This is a genomic window from Variovorax rhizosphaerae, assembly GCF_037889975.1.
Classification (GTDB): Bacteria; Pseudomonadota; Gammaproteobacteria; order Burkholderiales; family Burkholderiaceae_C; genus Variovorax; species Variovorax rhizosphaerae.
Window position 1 is genome coordinate 63283 of record NZ_JBBKZT010000012.1, and the last position, 18125, is coordinate 81407.

Consider the following 18125-nt stretch of genomic DNA (forward strand, 5'->3'; position numbering starts at 1 on the left):
TAACGGCCCCGCAGGCGCGTCACGTTGCTTGCAACCTGGACCCCATGCGCGGGTCTGGCCGCGCTTGTGGCTATTTGAGGAGGGGTGTGCTGGTGGCCGCAGCGGCGGCGGCCTTCCTGGCCGGCCCGCCCTGCCATTTGCCGGCAAAGGCCTGCAGGTCCGACAGGCGCTTGAGGAGATCCTGCCCGCTGAGGGTGAGGCTGTACCCGTCGCTGCCGTGGTGCACGATGCCGGCCTCGCGCAGTTCCTTGATCCGGGTATTGAGCGTGTTGGGGGTGATGCCGCCGACGCTGTCCTGCAGCAGGCGGAAGGTTTGCGCATGGCCGTCGCGCAAGGCCCAGAGCACGCGCAGCGCGTATCGGGCCTCGAGCAGTGCCAGCAACTGGCTGACGGCTGCGTTTTCCTTCATGCTCATCGGCATTTGTCTCCTTGGGGGAAGGCGGTCTGCTGGCGCTGGACCACGCGTTTCCGCTGCCCGGGCCGGTCGGGGACTATATCCCGGAAGGAAATTGGCTGCTACAAGTTTTATAGCTGGCAAAGCCCGCTGCATGCGGGCTGTGGCGCCGATGCATCAGCGTGCGTCGGACAGTGCCGGGCGATTGGCCATGACTTCGCCAAGCCGGACCGGGCGTGTCGGAACCCACACCGGGTTGAACGCCAGCTGCGGGGCGGGGAACAGCATGACGACCGTCGAGCCCAGCAGGAAGCGACCCATTTCCTCGCCTTGCTGGAGCACGATCTGCTTGTCTTCATACCGCCATTCGCGCACCGTGCCGTGACGCGGCGGGTTGACTACGCCGTGCCAGGCCGTCTGCATGCTGCCGACGATGGTGGCGCCGACCAGCACCAGCGCGAAAGGACCAAGCTCGGACTCGAACAGGCAGACCACGCGCTCGTTGCGCGCGAACAAGCCGGGTACGCCGCGCGCCGTGGTCGGGTTGACCGAGAACAGGTCGCCCGGCACATAGGTCATGCGCAGCAGGCGGCCGGTGCAGGGCATGTGGATGCGGTGGTAGTCCTTGGGACTCAGGTAGATGGTCGCGAAGCTGCCGTTGGTGAACTGCCCGGCCAATGCGGCGTCGCTGGCGAGCAGCGCGGCGCAACTGTAGTGATGGCTCTTGGCCTGGAAGATCTGGTCGCCCTCGATGCGCCCGAACTGGCTGATGGCGCCGTCCACCGGGCAGACCAGGTCGGCCTTGGCGAGCGGTCGCGCGCCTGGCTTGAGCGCGCGCGTGAAAAAGGCGTTGAAGGTCTTGTAGGCGCGGATGTCGCTGTCGAGCGCCTCGCTCATGTTCACGCCGTACTTGGCGACGAAGCGTTTGATGATCCAGGTCGTGACCTTGCCGCGCTCCTTGCTCGCGACCCAGCCCGCGAAATTCGTCAGCGCCTGCTTGGGGATCAGGTACTGGGGCAGGACGGCGGTGCGGTCGGACACGGTGGGTTGCCTTGAATGCGAAGGGAGGGGCGCATTCTAAGTAAAGGCGCGCGATGAACCCTTCCTTCGTAACGCGCGTTTTCTCGTTCTTCGGAGGGAGCCGCACCGCGTGCCGAGGGCTTCTGCGGCCCTGGCCTCCGGGTCGTGCCGGCGGCGGGGACTCGGCTACTCAGGCTTGATGTTCGCGGCCTTGATGACCGCGGCCCACTTGTCGACCTCGGCCTTCTGGAAGGTGGAGATCTGCGCGGTCGTCATGTCGGCCGGGGCCATGCCGAAGCTGGTGAGCTTCTCCTGCATGTCGGTCTTGGCCAGGATCTTGCGAATCTCGGTGTGCAGGCGGTCGACGATCGGCGCGGGCGTTCCGGTCGGCACGAAGATGGCCTGCCACGACACCACCTCGAAATCCTTGAGGCCGTTGATGCCGGACTCGGCCACGGTCGGCACGTCGGGCATGGAGGCGAGTCGCTTGGCCGAGGTGACGGCGATGGCGCGCAGCTTGCCGCTCTGGATGTGCGGGCCGGCCACGACGGTGGTGTCGAACATCATGTCGACCTGGCCGCCGATCACGTCCTGGATGGCCGGGCCGCTGCCCTTGTACGGGATGTGCGTGAACTTGACGCCCGACTTGTAGGCCAGCAGTTCCATGGCCAGGTGTTGCGAGGTGCCGGTGCCGGCGGAGGCCGACGAGAGCCCGCCGGAAGACGCCTTGGCCTTGCTAGCGTCGATCACGTCCTTCAGCGTCTTGTAGGGACTGGCCTGGTTCACCACCAGCACCACCGGGTTGGTGCCGATGAGCGTGACCGGCGCGAAGGATTTTTGCGGGTCGTAGCCGAGCTTGGGATACAGGCTCACGTTGATCGCATGCGAGCTGATGGTGCCGCCCAGCATCGTGTAGCCATCGGGCGCCGCGCGCGCCGCGATCTCGGAGCCGACGCTGCCACCCGCGCCGCCCTTGTTGTCGATGATGACCGAGGTGCCCAGCGCGGTGCCGAGCTGTTGCGCGATCAGGCGGGCCAGCACGTCGGTGGTGCCGCCGGCCGGGAAGGGCACGATGTAGGTGATGGTCTTGCCGGTGGGCCATGCGCCTTGCGCGAAGGCGGGGAGGGCGCCCGCGGCGAGCGTGGCGATGGCGGACTGGACCAGGGTGCGGCGTTGCATGGGATTTGTCTCCGGGAAAGGGTGGCCTCTGTTGGCGGACGATGGTATGTCCGTTTGGTGCGCGCTATCCGCGCTCGACGAACCTGGCGAGCATTGCGAAGTCTTTCGGGGGCACCCGCGGAACCGGCTTCGCCGGGCCGCTGGGTGCGCCCCCTTGAGGGGCTGAGGGCCGCGGCTCCAAGCCTGCCAGCGCAGGCTTGGACGGCCCGCAAGAGCAGCCGCCTCTGGCGGCCGCCCGAGGCGCCGCAGGCGCTGCGGGGGTGGGCCATGTCTAGGGCATGTACTGGCCGCCGTTGACTTCCAAGATCTGCCCGGTGACGTACCCGGACAAGCTTTCCGAGGCCAGGTACAAGAAAGCGCCGACGCATTCCTCCGGCTCGCCGATGCGGCCCAGCGGGATGGCGGCCTTGAAGGATTCGAGCATCGCCGCGGTCGAGAAGCGGTCGTGGAACGGCGTCTGGATCACGCCCGGCGCGACGGCGTTGACGCGGATGTTGTCGGGCGCGAGTTCCCTCGCCAGGCCGTGCGTGGCGGTGCTGACGAAACCCTTGGCGCCGGCATAGAGGTAGGCGCCCGGTCCGCCGCCGGTGCGTGCGGCCACCGACGACACGTTGATGATGCTGCCGCCCTTCTTGCGTGCGCGCATGAGCGGCACCACCTCGCGGCAGAAGGCTAGCACCGAGCGGGCATTGATGTGCATGACCTCGTCGAACAGTGCGTCGTCGAGTTCGGCGATCGGCACGCGCTTGACCAGGCTGCCCGCGTTGTTGATCAGCACGTCGATGCCGCCGAGCTTGTCGTCGGCTTCCTGCGTGGCGGCCTTGATGGCGGCGGTGTCGCGGACGTCGGCGCGCAGAGTGAAGGCTTCGCCGCCGGCGGCCTTGATGGTGGCGACCACCTTCTCGGCCGCATCGGCCGAGCTGTTGTAGTGCACCGCCACGCGCATGCCGCGTGCCGCGTAGGCGATGGCCACCGCCGCGCCGATGCCGGTGCTGGCGCCGGTGATGAGGGCGGTCTTGCCTTTCAGGTCTTCCATGTCGATTCCTTTGAAAAACTTTCACTCGGTCCCAGGCTTCGGGCACGTCTCCTGCCCCCGCCGGGAGGCAGAACCAGCGTGCTCAAAGGGATTGTTGCGCGCCCCCACATGGCATTTCGTTCAGTCCACCCCCTGCCAGGTGCAACACCAGTGACCCTGCGAAGCCGGTTCTGCCGAGGTTCTGGAAGTGATTGGGGCGTTGGTTCAGTGCGCATAGGGGGTCAGCAGGTGGGCGGTGCGGATGGAGACATCACCAATGCGTTGCGCAGCTTCCAGCGGCGCACGCTTTCGGCATCGTGCATGGTGACGCACTGCGTGTCCATCAGCAGTTGCCTGTCGCTTACTTCACCACCATGTACAGGCTCGGCAGCCAGGTCGAGAACGCCGGCACGAAAGTCACCACGCCCAGCGCGAAGATCAGCGCGCCGTAGAACGGCCAGATCGTCTTCATCACCGTGCCCACCGACACGCCGCCGATCGCGCAACCCACGAACTGCGTGGTGCCCACGGGGGGCGTGTTCAGGCCCAGCGCGCAGTTGATCAGCATCACCACGCCGAACTGCACCGAGGTCATGCCGTACTGCTGCGCGATCGGCAGGAAGATCGGCGTGCACAGCAGGATGGTCGCTGCCATGTCCAGGAAGGTGCCCAGGACGAACAGGATGATGTTGATCAGCAGGAAGATCTTCCACGGCGTCGTCGTGATCTGCGACAGCATCTGGCCCGTGAGTTCGGCCACGCCGTACAGGCTGATGAGGTAGCCGAAGGTGCTCGAGATGCCGATCAGCAGCAGGATCACGCCCGTGGTGCGCACCGCCTTGGCGGCGGCCTTGATGAAGTGTTCCCACTTCAGCGTGCGATAGACCAGGATCGTGAGCGCGAGCGCATACAGCACTGCCACCGCAGCCGATTCCGTCGCAGTGAACACGCCCGACAGGATGCCGCCGAGGATCAGTACGACGATGAACAGGCCCGGCAATGCTGCCGCGAACGAACGCGCCACGATGCTCCAGCCCGGGAAGCTCCCGGCCGGATAGCCGCGCTTCACCGCGACCAGGTAGGCGGCTGCCAGGTTGCTGATGGTCAGCACCGCTGCCGGCAGCAGGCAGGCCAGGATCAGCGCTGCGATCGACACCTTGCCGCCCGCTGCGAGCGAATAGATGATGAGGTTGTGGCTGGTCGGCATCAGCGCGCCGACGAGGGCCGCATGGGTCGTCACGTTGACGGCGTAGTCGGCGTGGTAGCCCTCTTTCTTCATCATCGGGATCATCACGGCGCCCATGGCCGAGACGTCCGCCACGGGCGAGCCCGAGACGCCGCCGAACAACGTGCAGGCCACCACGTTCGACATGCCCAGGCCGCCGCGCACATGGCCGACCAGCGCACGCGCGAAGTTGACGATGCGGTCCGCGATGCCGCCATACAGCATCAGCTCGCCGGCAAAGATGAAGAAGGGAATCGCCAGGAACGAGAAGATGCCCATGCCGGAGGTCATCTGCTGGAAGCCCACCGCGAGCGGCAGGCCTTCATACAGCAGCGTGGCCAGCGCAGACAGCCCGATCGAAAAGGCCACCGGCACGCCGAGCAGCAGGAACAGCGTGAAGGACACGCACAGGATCAACAGAGGAATGGTCATGGCTTCAGCCCCAGGCAGGTTCGACTTCTTGGCCTTTGGCCAGGGCGATGATGTGTTCGATCGAGAACATCACGATGAGGACGCCGGCGATCGTGGCGGGCACGTATTTCCAGCCCTCCGAGATCCACAGCGTGGGCAGGCGGTAGTCCCAGACGGAGATCGCCAGTTCGCCGCAGCCCATGGCCATCGCGACGCCGAACAGCAGGATCAGCGCATGGATGAGGTATTCCATCTTCAGGCGCAGCCAGTCGGGCGCGAGGACCAGGAAGGATTCGAGGCCGATGTGGCCCGCGTCACGCACGCCGACGGCCACGCCGAACATCGTGACGTAGAGCACCAGCAGCAGGGCCAGGCTTTCGGCCCAGGTGGGCGTGTTGTTGAGGACGTAGCGGCCGAAGACCTGCCAGCTCACGGCGCAGATCACTGCGACGAGACCGAAGATGCCGAGCCACATGCAGGCACGCGCGAGCGTGCGGCAGAGTTTGGTGTACATGGTTTTTTCTCTTTTCCCTCCCGCGCTGGGAGAGGGTAGGGTGGGGCATCGCGTCGTTGAGGCGCTTGCGTGTCTCCGTCCCGGCCGCCGGGCCCGCAGCCAGGGGCTGCGGCGCTTCGGATGGTCCTGTCCCACGCTTGTGGGACAGGAGCCGCAATCCTCAGGCCAGGGCGGGAAGGCGCAGGGTCAGGTTACTTCGTGTCCTGGACGCGCTTGACGAGGTCCTTGAGCTTGGCGTCGACGATGAACTTGTCGTACACCGGCTTCATCGCCGCCTGGAACGGGGCCTTGTCGATCTCGATGATCTCGGCGCCGCCGGCCTTGACGGTGGCGAGCGACTTGACTTCACGTTCTTCCCACTGCTTGCGCATGTAGGGCACCGATTCCTTGGCGGCCTGGCGCAGCCAGCCTTGCTCCTCCGGCGAGAGCTTGTCCCATGCGCGCTTGGAGAACAGCAGCATCTCGGGGGCCATCGAGTGTTCGGTCTTCGAGTAGTACTTGGCCACTTCGAAGGCGCGTGCGCTTTCATAGGTGGGGTAGTTGTTCTCGGCGGCGTCGATCAGGCCGGTCTTCAGGCCGGTGTAGACCTCACCCATCGGCATCGGCGTGGCGTTGGCGCCCATGGCTTCGATCATCGACACCCACAGGTCGGACTGCTGCACGCGGACCTTCAGGCCCTTCATGTCGGCAAAGCTCTTGACCGGCTTCTTGGCCGTGAACATCGAGCGTGCGCCGCTGTCGTAGTAGGCCAGGCCGACGAAGCCTTGCTTCTCGCAGGACTTCAGGATTTCCTCGCCGATCGGGCCGTCCAGCACCTTGTGCAGGTGGTCGACCGAGCGGAACAGGAAGGGCATCGTCGGGACTTGCGTCTCGGGGCAGATGTTGTTCATCGGCGCGATGTTCACGCGCACCATCTGCAGGGCGCCGATCTTGGTCTGCTCGATGGTGTCCTTCTCCTGGCCCAGCGCGCTGTTGTTGAAGACCTTGATGGTGTGCTTGCCACCGGACAGCGCCTTGAGCCGCTCGCTCATGAACTTCACCGCGGTGACGGTCGGGTAGTCATCGGGATGGATGTCGGCCGAGCGGAACTCCGTGGCTTGCGCGGAAACGCCGGCCAGTGCGGCGAATACGCCGACAGCCAGGGCGATCAGGGATTGCTTCAATTTCATGTTGTCGTCCTCGGGTTGGTGGTATCAAAAACTATCAGGGTCAAAAAACGCATTCGGGCTCGGGCAGGCCTCGCACGCCGGGGCGCAGTGCGAAGAGGCCGCCGGCCAGGGGTTGGTCGCTCAGGTCGCCGCCGGGGCGGATCGAGGTGACGTAGAGGGTGTCGAGCTGCGCGCCGCCAAAGGCGCACATCGCGGGCTTCTTGGCGGGCACGGCGAGGGAGCGGTCCAACTTGCCCTCGGGCGTGAAGCGGTGCACCAGGCCGGCATCGTTGCCGCAGATCCAGTAGCAGCCGTCGACGTCGACGGCGGCGCCATCGGGGCGGCCGGGCAGGGGCTTCATGTCGACGAACAGGCGCTGGTTGTGCGGCGTGCCGCTGGCGGTGTCGTAGTCGAAGGCCCAGATGGCCTGCACGTTGGGGTGCGAGTCCGACAGGTACATGGTCTTGCCGTCGGGGCTGAAGGCCATGCCGTTGGGCACGATCAGGTGGTCGAGCTGCAGGCGCAGCGCAACTTCGGCGTTGACGTCGCGCTGGTAGCGGTAGACGCGGCCGACATCGCGCGCCGCGGCCATGTCCATCAGCATGGTGCCGGCCCAGAAGCGGCCATGGCGGTCGCAGCGGCCGTCGTTGAAACGCATGCCGTGCTGCGCGTGCGCCACGCCGGCGATCGACGAGGCGGCCAGCGTGCCGTCGTCGCGCGTGGCGATGGCGAAGATGCCGCTTTCCATGCCGGCGATCCACTGGCCCGGATGGCCCTTGCGAGGGGCGATGCAGGCCAGCATTTCGTCGCCGGTCCACGTCGTGTGCGTGCCAGCCTCGTCGATGCGGTGAAGTTGCCTCGCCGGAATATCGACCCAATAGAGCGCCTGTTCGCCGGCGCGCCACACCGGGCTTTCACCGGTGCCGTTGCGGGCGTCGAGGACGAGTTCTGCTTGCATCGACTGCCTGCTCAATCGCCGAACGGGCCTTGCGCCGTGAACGCGCCGCCCTGGTAGATGGCGTTCGGGTCGGTCGGCGCGACCGGCGGTTGCGCCTCGACCTTGTCGCGGAACGGTTCCGAGCTGTCCTGCGGCACAAAGCCCAAGTGCGCAGCGGCGCCGTTGTCCCACCACACGACCTTGTTGTCGGACATGCCGTAGACGACGGTGTGCTTCACGTCTGGGGTAAAGAGGCACTTCTCGATCAGCGTCGTCAGGTCGCGGTAGCTGAGCCAGGAACTCATCATCCGGCGGTTGAGCGGCTCGGGAAAGGACGAGCCGATGCGGATGCTGACCGTCTCGATGCCGTAGCGGTCGAAGTAGAACTGCGCCATGTCTTCGCCGAAGGATTTCGACAGGCCGTAGTAGCCGTCGGGCCGACGCTTGGCATGGGCGTCGATGTGCTCGTCCTGCTTGTAAAAGCCGATGACGTGGTTGGAACTGGCGAACACCACGCGCTTGACGCCGTGGCGACGGGCGGCTTCGTAGACGTTGAAGATGCCGCGGATGTTGGCTTCGAGGATTTCCTCGAACGGCCGTTCGACCGACACGCCGCCCAGGTGGACGATGGCGTCGCAACCGGCCAGCAGCGCGTCGACCGCCTGTTTGTCCGAGAGGTCGCAGGGCACCACTTCCTCGTGCGGGCCGGCGGCGGGTGCCATGCCGGCGATGTCCGAGAGGCGCAGCACGTCCGCGTACGGTTGCAGGCGCTCGCGCAGCACCTTGCCGAGTCCGCCGGCAGCGCCGGTCAGGAGGATTCGGTGGAGCTTGTTCGGGGTCGGAGAATTCGGCATAGGGATGTAACTTAACTGTTGTCGTACAACGAGTGGCGGATTATGATCGTTGCATGGTCGTCAGTGTTACGGGTAATTACCTAGTCAATGAGCCTCCTGCGACAGCGCCGCAGGAGGCCCCAGTTGCTGTTGCCGCCACCGAATTCGTCGGGCAGCCGCGGCGGCGCGCGCGCGGGCTGGCGCATGGCCTGGTCGAGGACCTGGGCGACAAGATCCGCAACCAGGTGCTGCGCCCCGGCGACAAGCTGCCGACCGAATCCGAAATCATGCAGGCCTACAGCGTGAGCCGCACCGTGGTGCGGGAGGCACTGTCCAAGCTGCAGGCGGCGGGGCTGGTCGAGACGCACCATGGCGTGGGCACCTTCGTGCTGCAGCCGCGGGCGGGTGGGGTGTTCCGGCTCGACCCGGGCGAGATCGCCGCCTCGGTCGACGTGCTGGCGGTGCTCGAACTGCGCATCAGCCTGGAAACCGAGTCCGCCGGCCTGGCCGCGAGCCGCCACACCGAAGAACAGCTCGTCGCCATGCGGCAGGCGCTGGAAGACTTCCAGCGCAACGTGGCCACGGCCGGCGACACGGTGTCGCCCGATTTCCGCTTCCACCTGCAGATCGCGCAGGCCACGGGCAACCCGTACTTCGCGGACATCATGAGCCACCTGGGCACCACGATCATTCCGCGCACCCGCATCAGCGCGATCCGCAACATCGACCGCGGCGGCGCCTACCTGAGCCGGGTCAATCGCGAGCACGAAGAGATCTACGCCGCCATCGCGCGGCGCGACCCCGAGTCGGCCCGGGCCGCCATGCGCATCCACCTGACCAACAGCCGCGAGCGCCTGCGCGTCGCGCAGGAAGAGGCGCAGAAGGCCGCCGCGCCGGCCGTGCCTCCCGCAGAAGCCTGAATAATTTTTGGGGCAACCCGCTAGACGGGTTGTATTTTTAGTTGTACGATGACTGACAACGTAGGATCACGCTGAAATCCACCGGCGTTTGGACTCACTTTCAAGGAGACATTCATGAACACTTCCCGTCGCACCCTTCTTGCCGCTGGCCTCCTGGCCGCAGTACCGTTCGCGGCCCTGGCGCAGACGCCGGCCTGGCAGCCCACCAAGCCCATCAAGATCGTCGTGCCGTACCCGGCGGGTGGCTCGTCGGACATCATTGCGCGCGCCATCAGCCAGCCGCTGTCGGTGGCGCTGGGCCAGCCAGTGATCGTCGAGAACAAGGCCGGCGCGAACGGCAACCTCGGCGCCGACTTCGTCGCCAAGTCCACGCCCGACGGCTACACGATCCTGCTGTGCGACGTGGGCGCGCTGGCGATCAGCCCGTCGGTCTTCAAGCTGTCCTTCGACCCGTCGACTGACTTGCGCGGCGTGACCATGCTGGCGTACTCGCCGCACCTGCTGGTCGTGCATCCGTCGGTGAAGGCCAATAACCTGAAGGAACTGGTCGCGTTGTCGAAGAGCAGCGACATGAACTTTGCCGTGACCGCGACCGGCAGCGCGCCGCACCTGGCGGGTGTTGCGCTGCAGCGGGCCGTCGGCGCCAAGTGGACCTACGTGCCCTACAAGGGCGGCGTGCAGGCGATCCAGGACACCGTCGCCGGCCAGACCCAGATCCTCATGAACGGCATGCTCGCTACGCTGCCGCAAGTGCAGGGCGGCAAGCTCAAGGTGCTGGGCGTGTCGAAGGCCACGCGCATGCCGCTGCTGGGCGACGTGCCCACCATCGCCGAGCAGGGCGTGCCCGGATACGAGACCGGCACCTGGCAAGGCGTTCGCGTCGCCAAGGGCACGCCGGACGCGATCATCCAGCGCCTGAACAAGGAACTGATCACGATCATCCGCTCCGCCGACATCCGCTCGCGCCTGGCTGCGCAGGGCGCGGAGGTCGTGACGATGGCTCCCGCCGAAGAAGAAGCGTTCTTCAACAAGGAACGCGCGCGCTGGGCCAAGGTCGTGAAAGAAGCCGACATCAAGCTGGACTGAGCCGAAGCCGCGAATCTTCCTGCTGCGAGAAGTCGCGAATCTTCCTGCTGCGGCCAACGATCTCGGGCCTGCGGTGTTGGCTCCGGCATGACAAGCGCTTCGCGCAATTGTCAGCCTCTGCCGCAACTGCGCTGTCGCCGCACGGGAGTGCGGCTGCGCTCCGCGACCCAACCTCGGCGCCCTCGCTACGGAATCTTTCGCCAACTTCTTCCAACCCTTTTCCTGTCAACACCACCACTGAACGCTCTCAACAATGAACCCGCAAGAACTCAAGACAATCATGGGCTCCGGCCTGCTCTCGTTCCCGTTGACCGACTTCGACGCGAACGGCGACTTCAACAAGCAAAGCTATGAAAAGCGCCTCGAATGGCTGGCGCCCTATGGTGCGAGCGCATTGTTCGCAGCGGGCGGCACCGGCGAGTTCTTCTCGCTGACCGGCGCGGAATATCCCGGGATCATCAAGACGGCCGTGGACACCTGCAAGGGTGTGGTGCCGATCATCGCCGGCGCCGGCGGCCCGACGCGCTTTGCCATCGAATGCGCCCAAGCCGCCGAGAAGGCCGGCGCACACGGCATCCTGCTGCTGCCTCACTACCTCACCGAAGCCGGCCAGGAAGGCCTGGCCGCGCACGTGGAAGCCGTGTGCAAGAGCGTGAACTTCGGCGTGATCATCTACAACCGCGGCTCGACGCGCTTCAAGCCCGAGACGCTGGCGAAGCTGGCCGAACGCAACCCGAACCTGGTCGGCTTCAAGGACGGCATCGGCGACATCGAGACGATGGTCGCGATCTACCAGCGCATGGGCGATCGCTTCGCCTACCTGGGTGGCCTGCCCACCGCCGAGGTCTACGCCGCCGCCTACAAGGCGATGGGCACGCCGGTGTATTCGTCGGCTGTCTTCAACTTCATCCCGAAGACGGCGATGGACTTCTACCACGCGGTAGCCAACGACGACATGGCCACGCAGCACCGCCTGCTGAAGGACTTCTTCATGCCGTACCTCGACCTGCGCAATCGCACGCAGGGCTACGCGGTCAGCATCATCAAGGCCGGCGCCAAGATCGTCGGCCACGATGCAGGCCCGGTGCGCACGCCGCTGACCGACCTGAAGGCTGATGAGATGGAGATGCTGAAGGTTCTGATCGACAAGGTCGGTCCGCAAGGCCTGTAAGCAGTCCGGCGGCAGCCCGGCGCTGCGGACCCGGCCATGCCGGCGTCGCAGGATGTTGCTCCCCCAGGTTGGCCTTGCGCTGTGCAGGCCACCTTTGCCCCGGGGCAACATCCGCGGCCCGGCACCACTGGCCCTGTGGCGTCCCATACGAAGAGATCCGCGAAGAATTGACAACAACCGAAGGAGACTCGAGATGCTGAAGAAACTGATCCTCATCGCCGCCGCCACCCTGGCCCTCGCTGGTTGCGCCGGCATGTCCGGCGGGAGTGCCTCGCCGAACGATGCGCAGGCCGTGGCGGCCGCAGCCGAGAAGCTGCGCGTGGGCATGATCGACCCGACGCCCGACGCGCTCAACCCACTGCTGGCCGACGACCTCAGCTACGGCCATTCGGGCGGAAAGGTCGACAGCAAGACCACCTTCGTCGCCGATCTGATGAGCAAGGCCTCGGACTTCGTCAGCATCGCGATCACCGACCAGACCATCAAGATCGTCGGCAACGTCGCGATCGTGCGGCACACGCTCACCGCCGACACCCTCGACGCCGGCAAGCCGGGCAAGGTCAGCATCAAGATCCTCGGCGTCTGGCAGAAGCAGGGCAGCGATTGGAAGCTGCTGGCCCGGCAGGCTGTGCGCCCACCGGCACCGTGAACGCTCTTCGATCGTCATGACACCTGGCCTGCAGGAGCCGATTCGCGACTCAAGGTTCGCGAGGCACTTGCGAATGGGCTGACACAGGTCACCAGGGCCGACGCGGCATACGCTTCGGCCTTCCCGTTTTCCACAACAAGGACACGCACACATGCAACAACACGACAACCTCATTGGCGGCCAGTGGACCCGAGGCAATGCCTACAGCCCGAACCTGAACCCGTCGAACCTGGGCGACACCATCGCCGAGTACACGCAGGGCGATGCCTCTCACGTCGAAGCCGCCGTGGCCGCTGCCACCGCCGCCTTCCCGGCCTGGGCCACGGGCAGCATCCAGGCGCGCAGCGATGCACTCGACAAGATCGGCACCGAGATCCTCGCGCGCCGCGAGGAACTCGGCACGCTGCTCTCGCGCGAAGAGGGCAAGACCAAGGCCGAAGGCATCGGCGAGGCCACGCGCGCCGGCCAGATCTTCAAGTTCTTCGCGGGTGAATGCCTGCGCTTGTCGGGCGAGACGCTGCCTTCGGTGCGGCCGAACATCGGCGTGGAGATCACGCGCGAGCCGGTCGGCGTCGTCGGCCTGATCACGCCGTGGAACTTCCCGATCGCGATTCCCGCATGGAAGATCGCGCCGGCCCTGGCCTTTGGCAATTGCGTGGTGCTGAAGCCGGCCGACCTGGTGCCGGGCTCCTCCTGGGCGCTGGCCGAGATCATCAGCCGCTCGGGCATTCCGGCCGGCGTGTTCAACCTGGTGATGGGCCGCGGCAGCGTCATCGGCAATGCGCTGGTGAACCACCCCGGCATCCATGCGATCAGCTTCACCGGCTCGGTCGGCGTGGGCCGCAACATCGCGATCCAGTGCGTGACCAACCACAAGAAGGTGCAACTGGAGATGGGCGGCAAGAACCCGCAAGTCATCCTCGACGACGCCGACTTGAACCAGGCCGTCGAACTCAGCGTGCAGAGCGCCTTCTATTCGACCGGCCAGCGCTGCACCGCATCCAGCCGCCTGATCGTCACCGAAGGCATCTACCCCAAGTTCATCGCCGCGATGCAGGAACGCATGGCGAAGATCAAAGTCGGCGACGCGCTCGCCGCCGGCACCGACATCGGGCCGGTGTCGAGCCAGTCGCAGCTGGACCAGGACTTGGAATACATCGCCATCGGAAAGGGCGAGGGCGCCACGCTGGCCGCGGGCGGTGAACGCCTGAAGCTGGGCACCGAGGGCTACTACATGTCGCCCGCGCTGTTCAGCGAATCGATCGCCTCGATGCGCATCAACAAGGAAGAGATCTTCGGCCCGGTGGCGAGTGTCATCCGCGTGAAGAACTACGAGGAAGCACTGGCCACGGCCAACGACACGGAGTTCGGCCTGTCAGCCGGCATCGCCACCACGAGCCTGAAGTACGCCACGCACTTCAAGCGCCACAGCCAGGCCGGCATGGTGATGGTCAACCTGCCGACGGCGGGCGTGGACTATCACGTGCCCTTCGGTGGCCGCAAGGGTTCGAGCTACGGCCCGCGTGAACAGGGCAAGTACGCGCAGGAATTCTTCACCACGGTGAAGACGGCCTACACGCTGGCCTGAGGAGACTCCGGTCAAGCCTTCCGCGGACCGCGCATCCCTCTGCGCGGGCGGTCTGCGGCGTTGCAAATCCTCGCCACAGCTTTGGCCATGGCGAGGATTTGCGCCTTGCATCCCATCCCGCGCCGAGGCGCGCGTCCTCGCGGCGGACTTGACCGGAGTCTCCGTAAGACGCTTCCGCATCGGCGCCGGGAAAGCGCCGATCCAACGAAGGCACGGTCTGCTGCGAGGCGGGCCGTGCCTTTGTTCCTCGCCGAAAGAGGGCGCGGAAAACACAATTCCTGCATTGCGAGGCTTCACTCGCGCCCAGGAGTCCTCGCGATGTTTTCCCAGATCAATCTTCCTGTCTGCACGATGCAGGCCTTTGCCGCCGCTTTGCTCCTGTGGGTGGCCATGCCGGATGCGCACGCCGAGCTGCCGTCATCGATGGCGAAGCCCTTCATGGTCGAGCTGCACCAGCAGCAGCGCAGCGACGGGGGGACGAGTCCCTGGTCGTACAAGCGCGTTGCGAATGTGCAAGCCCTGCGTGACACCTTCCCCGGGTTGAAGTCATTGCAGATCGATGGGAAGTTCGTTCCCGCGGCCGCGGCGCCACGTGCGCGCTCGGCTTTTGCCAACTCGCCAGCCGTGTTCTGAGCTTGTTCGGTGCAAACGGTCGAACGCTGCAGGGGCCTGCGCGGTCGCCACGCTGCCGCCTCCCTCGACCATGGGTTGACCGCGTCGAGATGAGGTCAAGCTGTCAGGGCAGGGCGGGTGCGGCATCGGCCTGGACGGTGGCACTGTCGGCCCGCATGTGCCGCGCAGTGATCCACCAGATGCCGCTGGCCAGCAGGCCGAAGATGCCGGTCGCTGCCAGTCCGGCGCCGATGCCCAGGTAGTCGCTGCCCATTTCGTCGGACAGCGTCCCGACGAGCAGCGGGCCCCAGGCGCCACCCAGCAGGAAGAGTGCGGCGATCGAGGCGCCCCACGCCAGGCTCCTGGACCGTGCGGGGACCATGTCCTGCACGGTGGCCGCCGCGGCCGGAAAGGCCATGCCGACGCAGATGCTGTGCAAGGACATCATGGCCACGGAAAAATACATCAGCGCCCGGTTGTGCAGATCGAGGCCCGCCGCCAACGACAACCAGAGGAACACTGCTGCCATGCCCGCGGCAACCGCCGCCAGCCGCATGCGACCACCCGCGCACCGGCGCTGCCACCGGTCCGCGGCAATGCCGCCGAGGATCGGGCCGACCAGGCCGACGATGGTGAAGGCGCCCACCAGGTAGCCTGCCTTGTCTTCGTGGATGTCGTAGGCACGCATGAGCAGCGCGGGAAGCCAGGTGCTTACCGAAACCTGCATCACCGCGTTCATCCCCAGCCCGACGCAGAGCCAGCGCAGCGTCCTGATTCCAGCCAACTCACGGAGGTTCGCAAGCAGGCTGCCGTGCACGAAGCGGCCGTCTTCTTTCTGGAGGCTGTAGTCCTGCATGAAGAAGGCGAGGATGCCGAGCCCGATGCCCGCGATGCCCAGCACCTGGAACGACGTGCGCCAGCCGTAGTGCGTCGAGACGTAGCCGCCGATGGCCAGGCCCAGGACAACACCCACGGTGATGAATGCGTTCAGGATGCCAAGCTTTCTTGCGCGCCGATCCTCGGGATAGGAGGCGGAAACGAGCGCCGTGCTGCCGGGACCGAATCCCGCCTCGCCGATGCCCACGCCCAAGCGCGCCACCAGCAGGAATACAAAGCCGCTGGCCGCGCCGGTGAGCATGGTGCAGGTACTCCAGAAGATGGCCATCAGGCCCAGCATGTTCTTGCGACTCCACACGTCGACAAGGTAGGACAGCGGTATCACGAACAGGATGACGCCAAGGAAGTAGACCGAGCTGACGAGGCCCACCTGCGTGTCGTTCAGGCCCATGTCTCGCCGCATCGGCTCGATCAGCACGGCCAGGATCTGCCAGTCTGCGCTGCACATCGCATGGAGCATCGCGCAGATGAACAGTACATAGGATGCTCTTTTCCCGCCCACCTCGAAGCGGCCCGATCCCTGCTGGTGCATGCCCATGTTCCTCCCTCGGACGCCAAGCCGGAATTCTGGCGCACGCCGGGCGCTGGCACAACGCGGCGTGCAATCCTGCGGGCAGCCGCGCAGCTTCAGCCGATGGCCTTGGCCGGCCAGAATGTCGAAAGAGGTGCCTGCGTTGCCGTGGCCAGCAGCATGTCGGCTGCTTTCTCGGCCAGCATGTAGACGGCTGCCGCGATGAAGAAGCCAGGGATCCTGGGAAAGGCCGAGGCGTCCACCACGCGCAGCCGGGACACGCCATGCACCGCCAGCGTGCTGTCGAGTACGCCGCCATGCTCGCGCTCGCCGATGGGGCAGGAGCAGGAGGCGTGGTGGCCCCATGCGGTGTCACGCACGTATTGCGCGAGTGCCCCGTCGCTGTCGCAGTCGGCGCCGGGCAGGCACTCCTTTGTGACGAAGCCGCTTGCATGCAGCGGCGCGGTCAACTCGCGCACCGAGCGGATCGCCTGCACCACCGCGCTGAGGTCGTCGTCGGCATCGTCCTCGTCGCCTTCGTCGAAGTAGTGGAAGTTCACCGTCGGCGTGTCGAGCGGGTTGGCCGAGCGCAGCCGCACGCGGCCGGCGCGATTGCGCGTGTGCGCCTTCAAGATGGCCCAGGTGAGGCGGTCCGGCTCGTCGCGGATGAGGTCGGAGAACTGCGGAAAGTAGCCCTCGAAGCGGGCCGGCAGGGCCATGCAGAAGATGTCTGGCTCATTGCCCGCGCGGTCGCTGCGGGTCACCACGCCGATGGCCGCGCCGTTGGAGCCGTACATGCCGTCGCCCGATGACTTCCAGCGCTGCCACAGCGGATCGTCCTTGGTCCAGCGCGCGCCGTCGAGCACCTGCCAAGGCTGGCGGGTCTCGTGCGTCACCGTGACCTCGTAACGGTCCTGCAGGTTGCGGCCGACGCCTTGCAGGTCCACGCGCGTGTCGATGCCGTGTGCCTGCAGATCTTCCGTCGGGCCGATGCCCGAGAGCATCAGCAGTTGCGGCGAGTTGAACGCGCCGCCGCAGAGGATGACCTCGCGCCGCGCGAACACCTGCCGCACTTCGCCCGGCGAATCGCTTGGCTCCGCGTGGGCGCGGTAGAGGCGCGCGCCCTTGCGGTATTCGATGCCGATGGCGCCGCCCTGGGCGTCGAACAGCACGCGCGTGGCCAGCGCGTGCAACTCGACATGGATGTTGTCGGGATGGCGCCGGGCCACGTCGCGCAGGCGCTCCCGCACGCCGTAGCGGCGATGGCGCGCGGTCGCCAGCGGCGTGTAGCAGAGGCCTTCGAAGCTGTCGCCGGAGGCGCGGCGTGAATTCGGGTCGCCCCAGCCGCCGCGCATCCAGTGCCATGCGCTCGCGAGCGGTGCCGGCAGGTTGCGGGTGAGGGTGCCGTTGGTGTCGCGCAGGGCGCGCATCAGGCCGTCGTCATGCAGCACCGACAGCGGCATCGCCTTCTCGGTGCGCAGCCAGCCACCCCAGCCGTGGCCGGTCGGGTCGATACCAAGGTGGCGGATGGCGCGCCACACCGGGCGGTGCCGGCAGTTCTCGATGCGCTGGGCATAGCGCCGCATGCGCGAGGCCTGCCAGGACACATCGCCGGTGATTCGCGCGATCTCGTCCCAGTCGGAATCGTGCGGCGGCATGTAGATCATCGCGCCGTGCACGGTGCAGCCGCCCAGCGCCGCGGCGCGCGGATACAGCACGCCCCGGCCGGCGCGGTACTTGGGATCGCGTGCCTGGCGTTGCTCGTCCTCGTAGTGCCTCACATGGAAGTTCCAGGCCAGCGCGGGGTTCTCGCAGGCGAAGGCATGGAAGGCCGGCACGTCGTAGTCGTCGGGCAGGCGCTCGGCTTCGGCGCGCGGGTCACCGCCGGCTTCGAGCACGAACACCCGCATGCCCGACTCGGCCAATCGCGCCGCCAGCACGCCGCCGCCCGCACCGGTGCCGACGATCACGTAGTCCCATTCGGAGGCTTGATCGTCGGTCATGTGCGGTGGGCA

17 protein-coding genes are annotated in these 18125 nt (G+C 66.4%); 6 read left to right on the forward strand and 11 right to left on the reverse strand.

Annotated features, from left to right (window positions below; translation table 11 throughout):
- Positions 1 to 70: 70 nt before the first annotated feature.
- From WKW82_RS24355 to WKW82_RS24395, 9 genes are all read right to left on the reverse strand, one after another.
- Positions 71 to 415 carry a winged helix-turn-helix transcriptional regulator gene (locus WKW82_RS24355; protein WP_340344924.1) on the reverse strand — a complete coding sequence of 115 codons (345 nt, stop codon included), beginning with the start codon at positions 413 to 415 and terminating at the stop codon, positions 71 to 73.
- A 156-nt stretch (positions 416 to 571) separates the two neighbouring features.
- Positions 572 to 1435 (reverse strand): archaetidylserine decarboxylase, encoded by an 864-nt coding sequence (asd, locus tag WKW82_RS24360; RefSeq protein ID WP_340344925.1) that lies wholly within the window; start codon positions 1433 to 1435, stop codon positions 572 to 574.
- Between the two features lie 165 nt (positions 1436 to 1600).
- Entirely contained in the window at positions 1601 to 2593 is a 993-nt protein-coding gene (locus WKW82_RS24365; protein ID WP_340344926.1) for a Bug family tripartite tricarboxylate transporter substrate binding protein, read from the reverse strand.
- Between the two features lie 271 nt (positions 2594 to 2864).
- Entirely contained in the window at positions 2865 to 3629 is a 765-nt protein-coding gene (locus WKW82_RS24370; RefSeq protein WP_340344927.1) for an SDR family NAD(P)-dependent oxidoreductase, read from the reverse strand.
- Between the two features lie 340 nt (positions 3630 to 3969).
- Entirely contained in the window at positions 3970 to 5265 is a 1296-nt protein-coding gene (locus WKW82_RS24375; protein WP_340344928.1) for a TRAP transporter large permease, read from the reverse strand.
- 4 nt (positions 5266 to 5269) lie between these two features.
- Complete coding sequence (locus WKW82_RS24380) at positions 5270 to 5758, reverse strand: TRAP transporter small permease (protein WP_340344929.1); 489 nt, start codon at positions 5756 to 5758, stop codon at positions 5270 to 5272.
- Positions 5759 to 5949: 191 nt separating this feature from the next.
- Positions 5950 to 6927: a TRAP transporter substrate-binding protein gene (locus WKW82_RS24385; RefSeq protein WP_340344930.1), complete on the reverse strand. Its 978-nt coding sequence runs from the start codon at positions 6925 to 6927 to the stop codon at positions 5950 to 5952.
- A gap of 40 nt (positions 6928 to 6967) precedes the next feature.
- Positions 6968 to 7864: an SMP-30/gluconolactonase/LRE family protein gene (locus tag WKW82_RS24390; protein ID WP_340344931.1), complete on the reverse strand. Its 897-nt coding sequence runs from the start codon at positions 7862 to 7864 to the stop codon at positions 6968 to 6970.
- Positions 7865 to 7875: 11 nt separating this feature from the next.
- Positions 7876 to 8697, reverse strand: coding sequence for an NAD-dependent epimerase/dehydratase family protein (locus WKW82_RS24395; RefSeq protein ID WP_340344932.1), 822 nt, complete (start codon positions 8695 to 8697; stop codon positions 7876 to 7878).
- A 53-nt stretch (positions 8698 to 8750) separates the two neighbouring features.
- Between WKW82_RS24395 and WKW82_RS24400 the strand changes: the two genes are divergently transcribed.
- The 6 genes from WKW82_RS24400 (at position 8751) to WKW82_RS24425 (ending at position 14723) form a co-directional block, all read left to right on the forward strand.
- Entirely contained in the window at positions 8751 to 9596 is an 846-nt protein-coding gene (locus tag WKW82_RS24400; protein WP_340344933.1) for a FadR/GntR family transcriptional regulator, read from the forward strand.
- A 114-nt stretch (positions 9597 to 9710) separates the two neighbouring features.
- Positions 9711 to 10682, forward strand: coding sequence for a Bug family tripartite tricarboxylate transporter substrate binding protein (locus WKW82_RS24405; protein ID WP_340344934.1), 972 nt, complete (start codon positions 9711 to 9713; stop codon positions 10680 to 10682).
- A 253-nt stretch (positions 10683 to 10935) separates the two neighbouring features.
- The gene (gene kdgD, locus WKW82_RS24410; RefSeq protein WP_340344935.1) at positions 10936 to 11853 is read left to right on the forward strand and encodes a 5-dehydro-4-deoxyglucarate dehydratase; all 918 of its coding nucleotides are present in this window, start codon (positions 10936 to 10938) and stop codon (positions 11851 to 11853) included.
- Positions 11854 to 12046: 193 nt separating this feature from the next.
- A complete protein-coding gene (locus WKW82_RS24415) occupies positions 12047 to 12502 on the forward strand; it encodes a nuclear transport factor 2 family protein (protein WP_340344936.1) in 456 nt (151 codons plus the stop codon).
- 151 nt (positions 12503 to 12653) lie between these two features.
- On the forward strand, positions 12654 to 14090 hold the full coding sequence (locus WKW82_RS24420) for an aldehyde dehydrogenase family protein (RefSeq protein ID WP_340344937.1): 1437 nt from the start codon (positions 12654 to 12656) through the stop codon (positions 14088 to 14090).
- A gap of 318 nt (positions 14091 to 14408) precedes the next feature.
- On the forward strand, positions 14409 to 14723 hold the full coding sequence (locus WKW82_RS24425) for a hypothetical protein (RefSeq protein ID WP_340344938.1): 315 nt from the start codon (positions 14409 to 14411) through the stop codon (positions 14721 to 14723).
- 103 nt (positions 14724 to 14826) lie between these two features.
- Here WKW82_RS24425 and WKW82_RS24430 read toward each other — a convergent pair whose 3' ends face one another.
- Together WKW82_RS24430 and WKW82_RS24435 are read right to left on the reverse strand one after the other, a co-directional pair.
- A complete protein-coding gene (locus WKW82_RS24430) occupies positions 14827 to 16131 on the reverse strand; it encodes an MFS transporter (RefSeq protein WP_340344939.1) in 1305 nt (434 codons plus the stop codon).
- A gap of 95 nt (positions 16132 to 16226) precedes the next feature.
- Complete coding sequence (locus WKW82_RS24435; RefSeq protein ID WP_340344940.1) at positions 16227 to 18113, reverse strand: GMC family oxidoreductase; 1887 nt, start codon at positions 18111 to 18113, stop codon at positions 16227 to 16229.
- Positions 18114 to 18125: the final 12 nt, after the last annotated feature.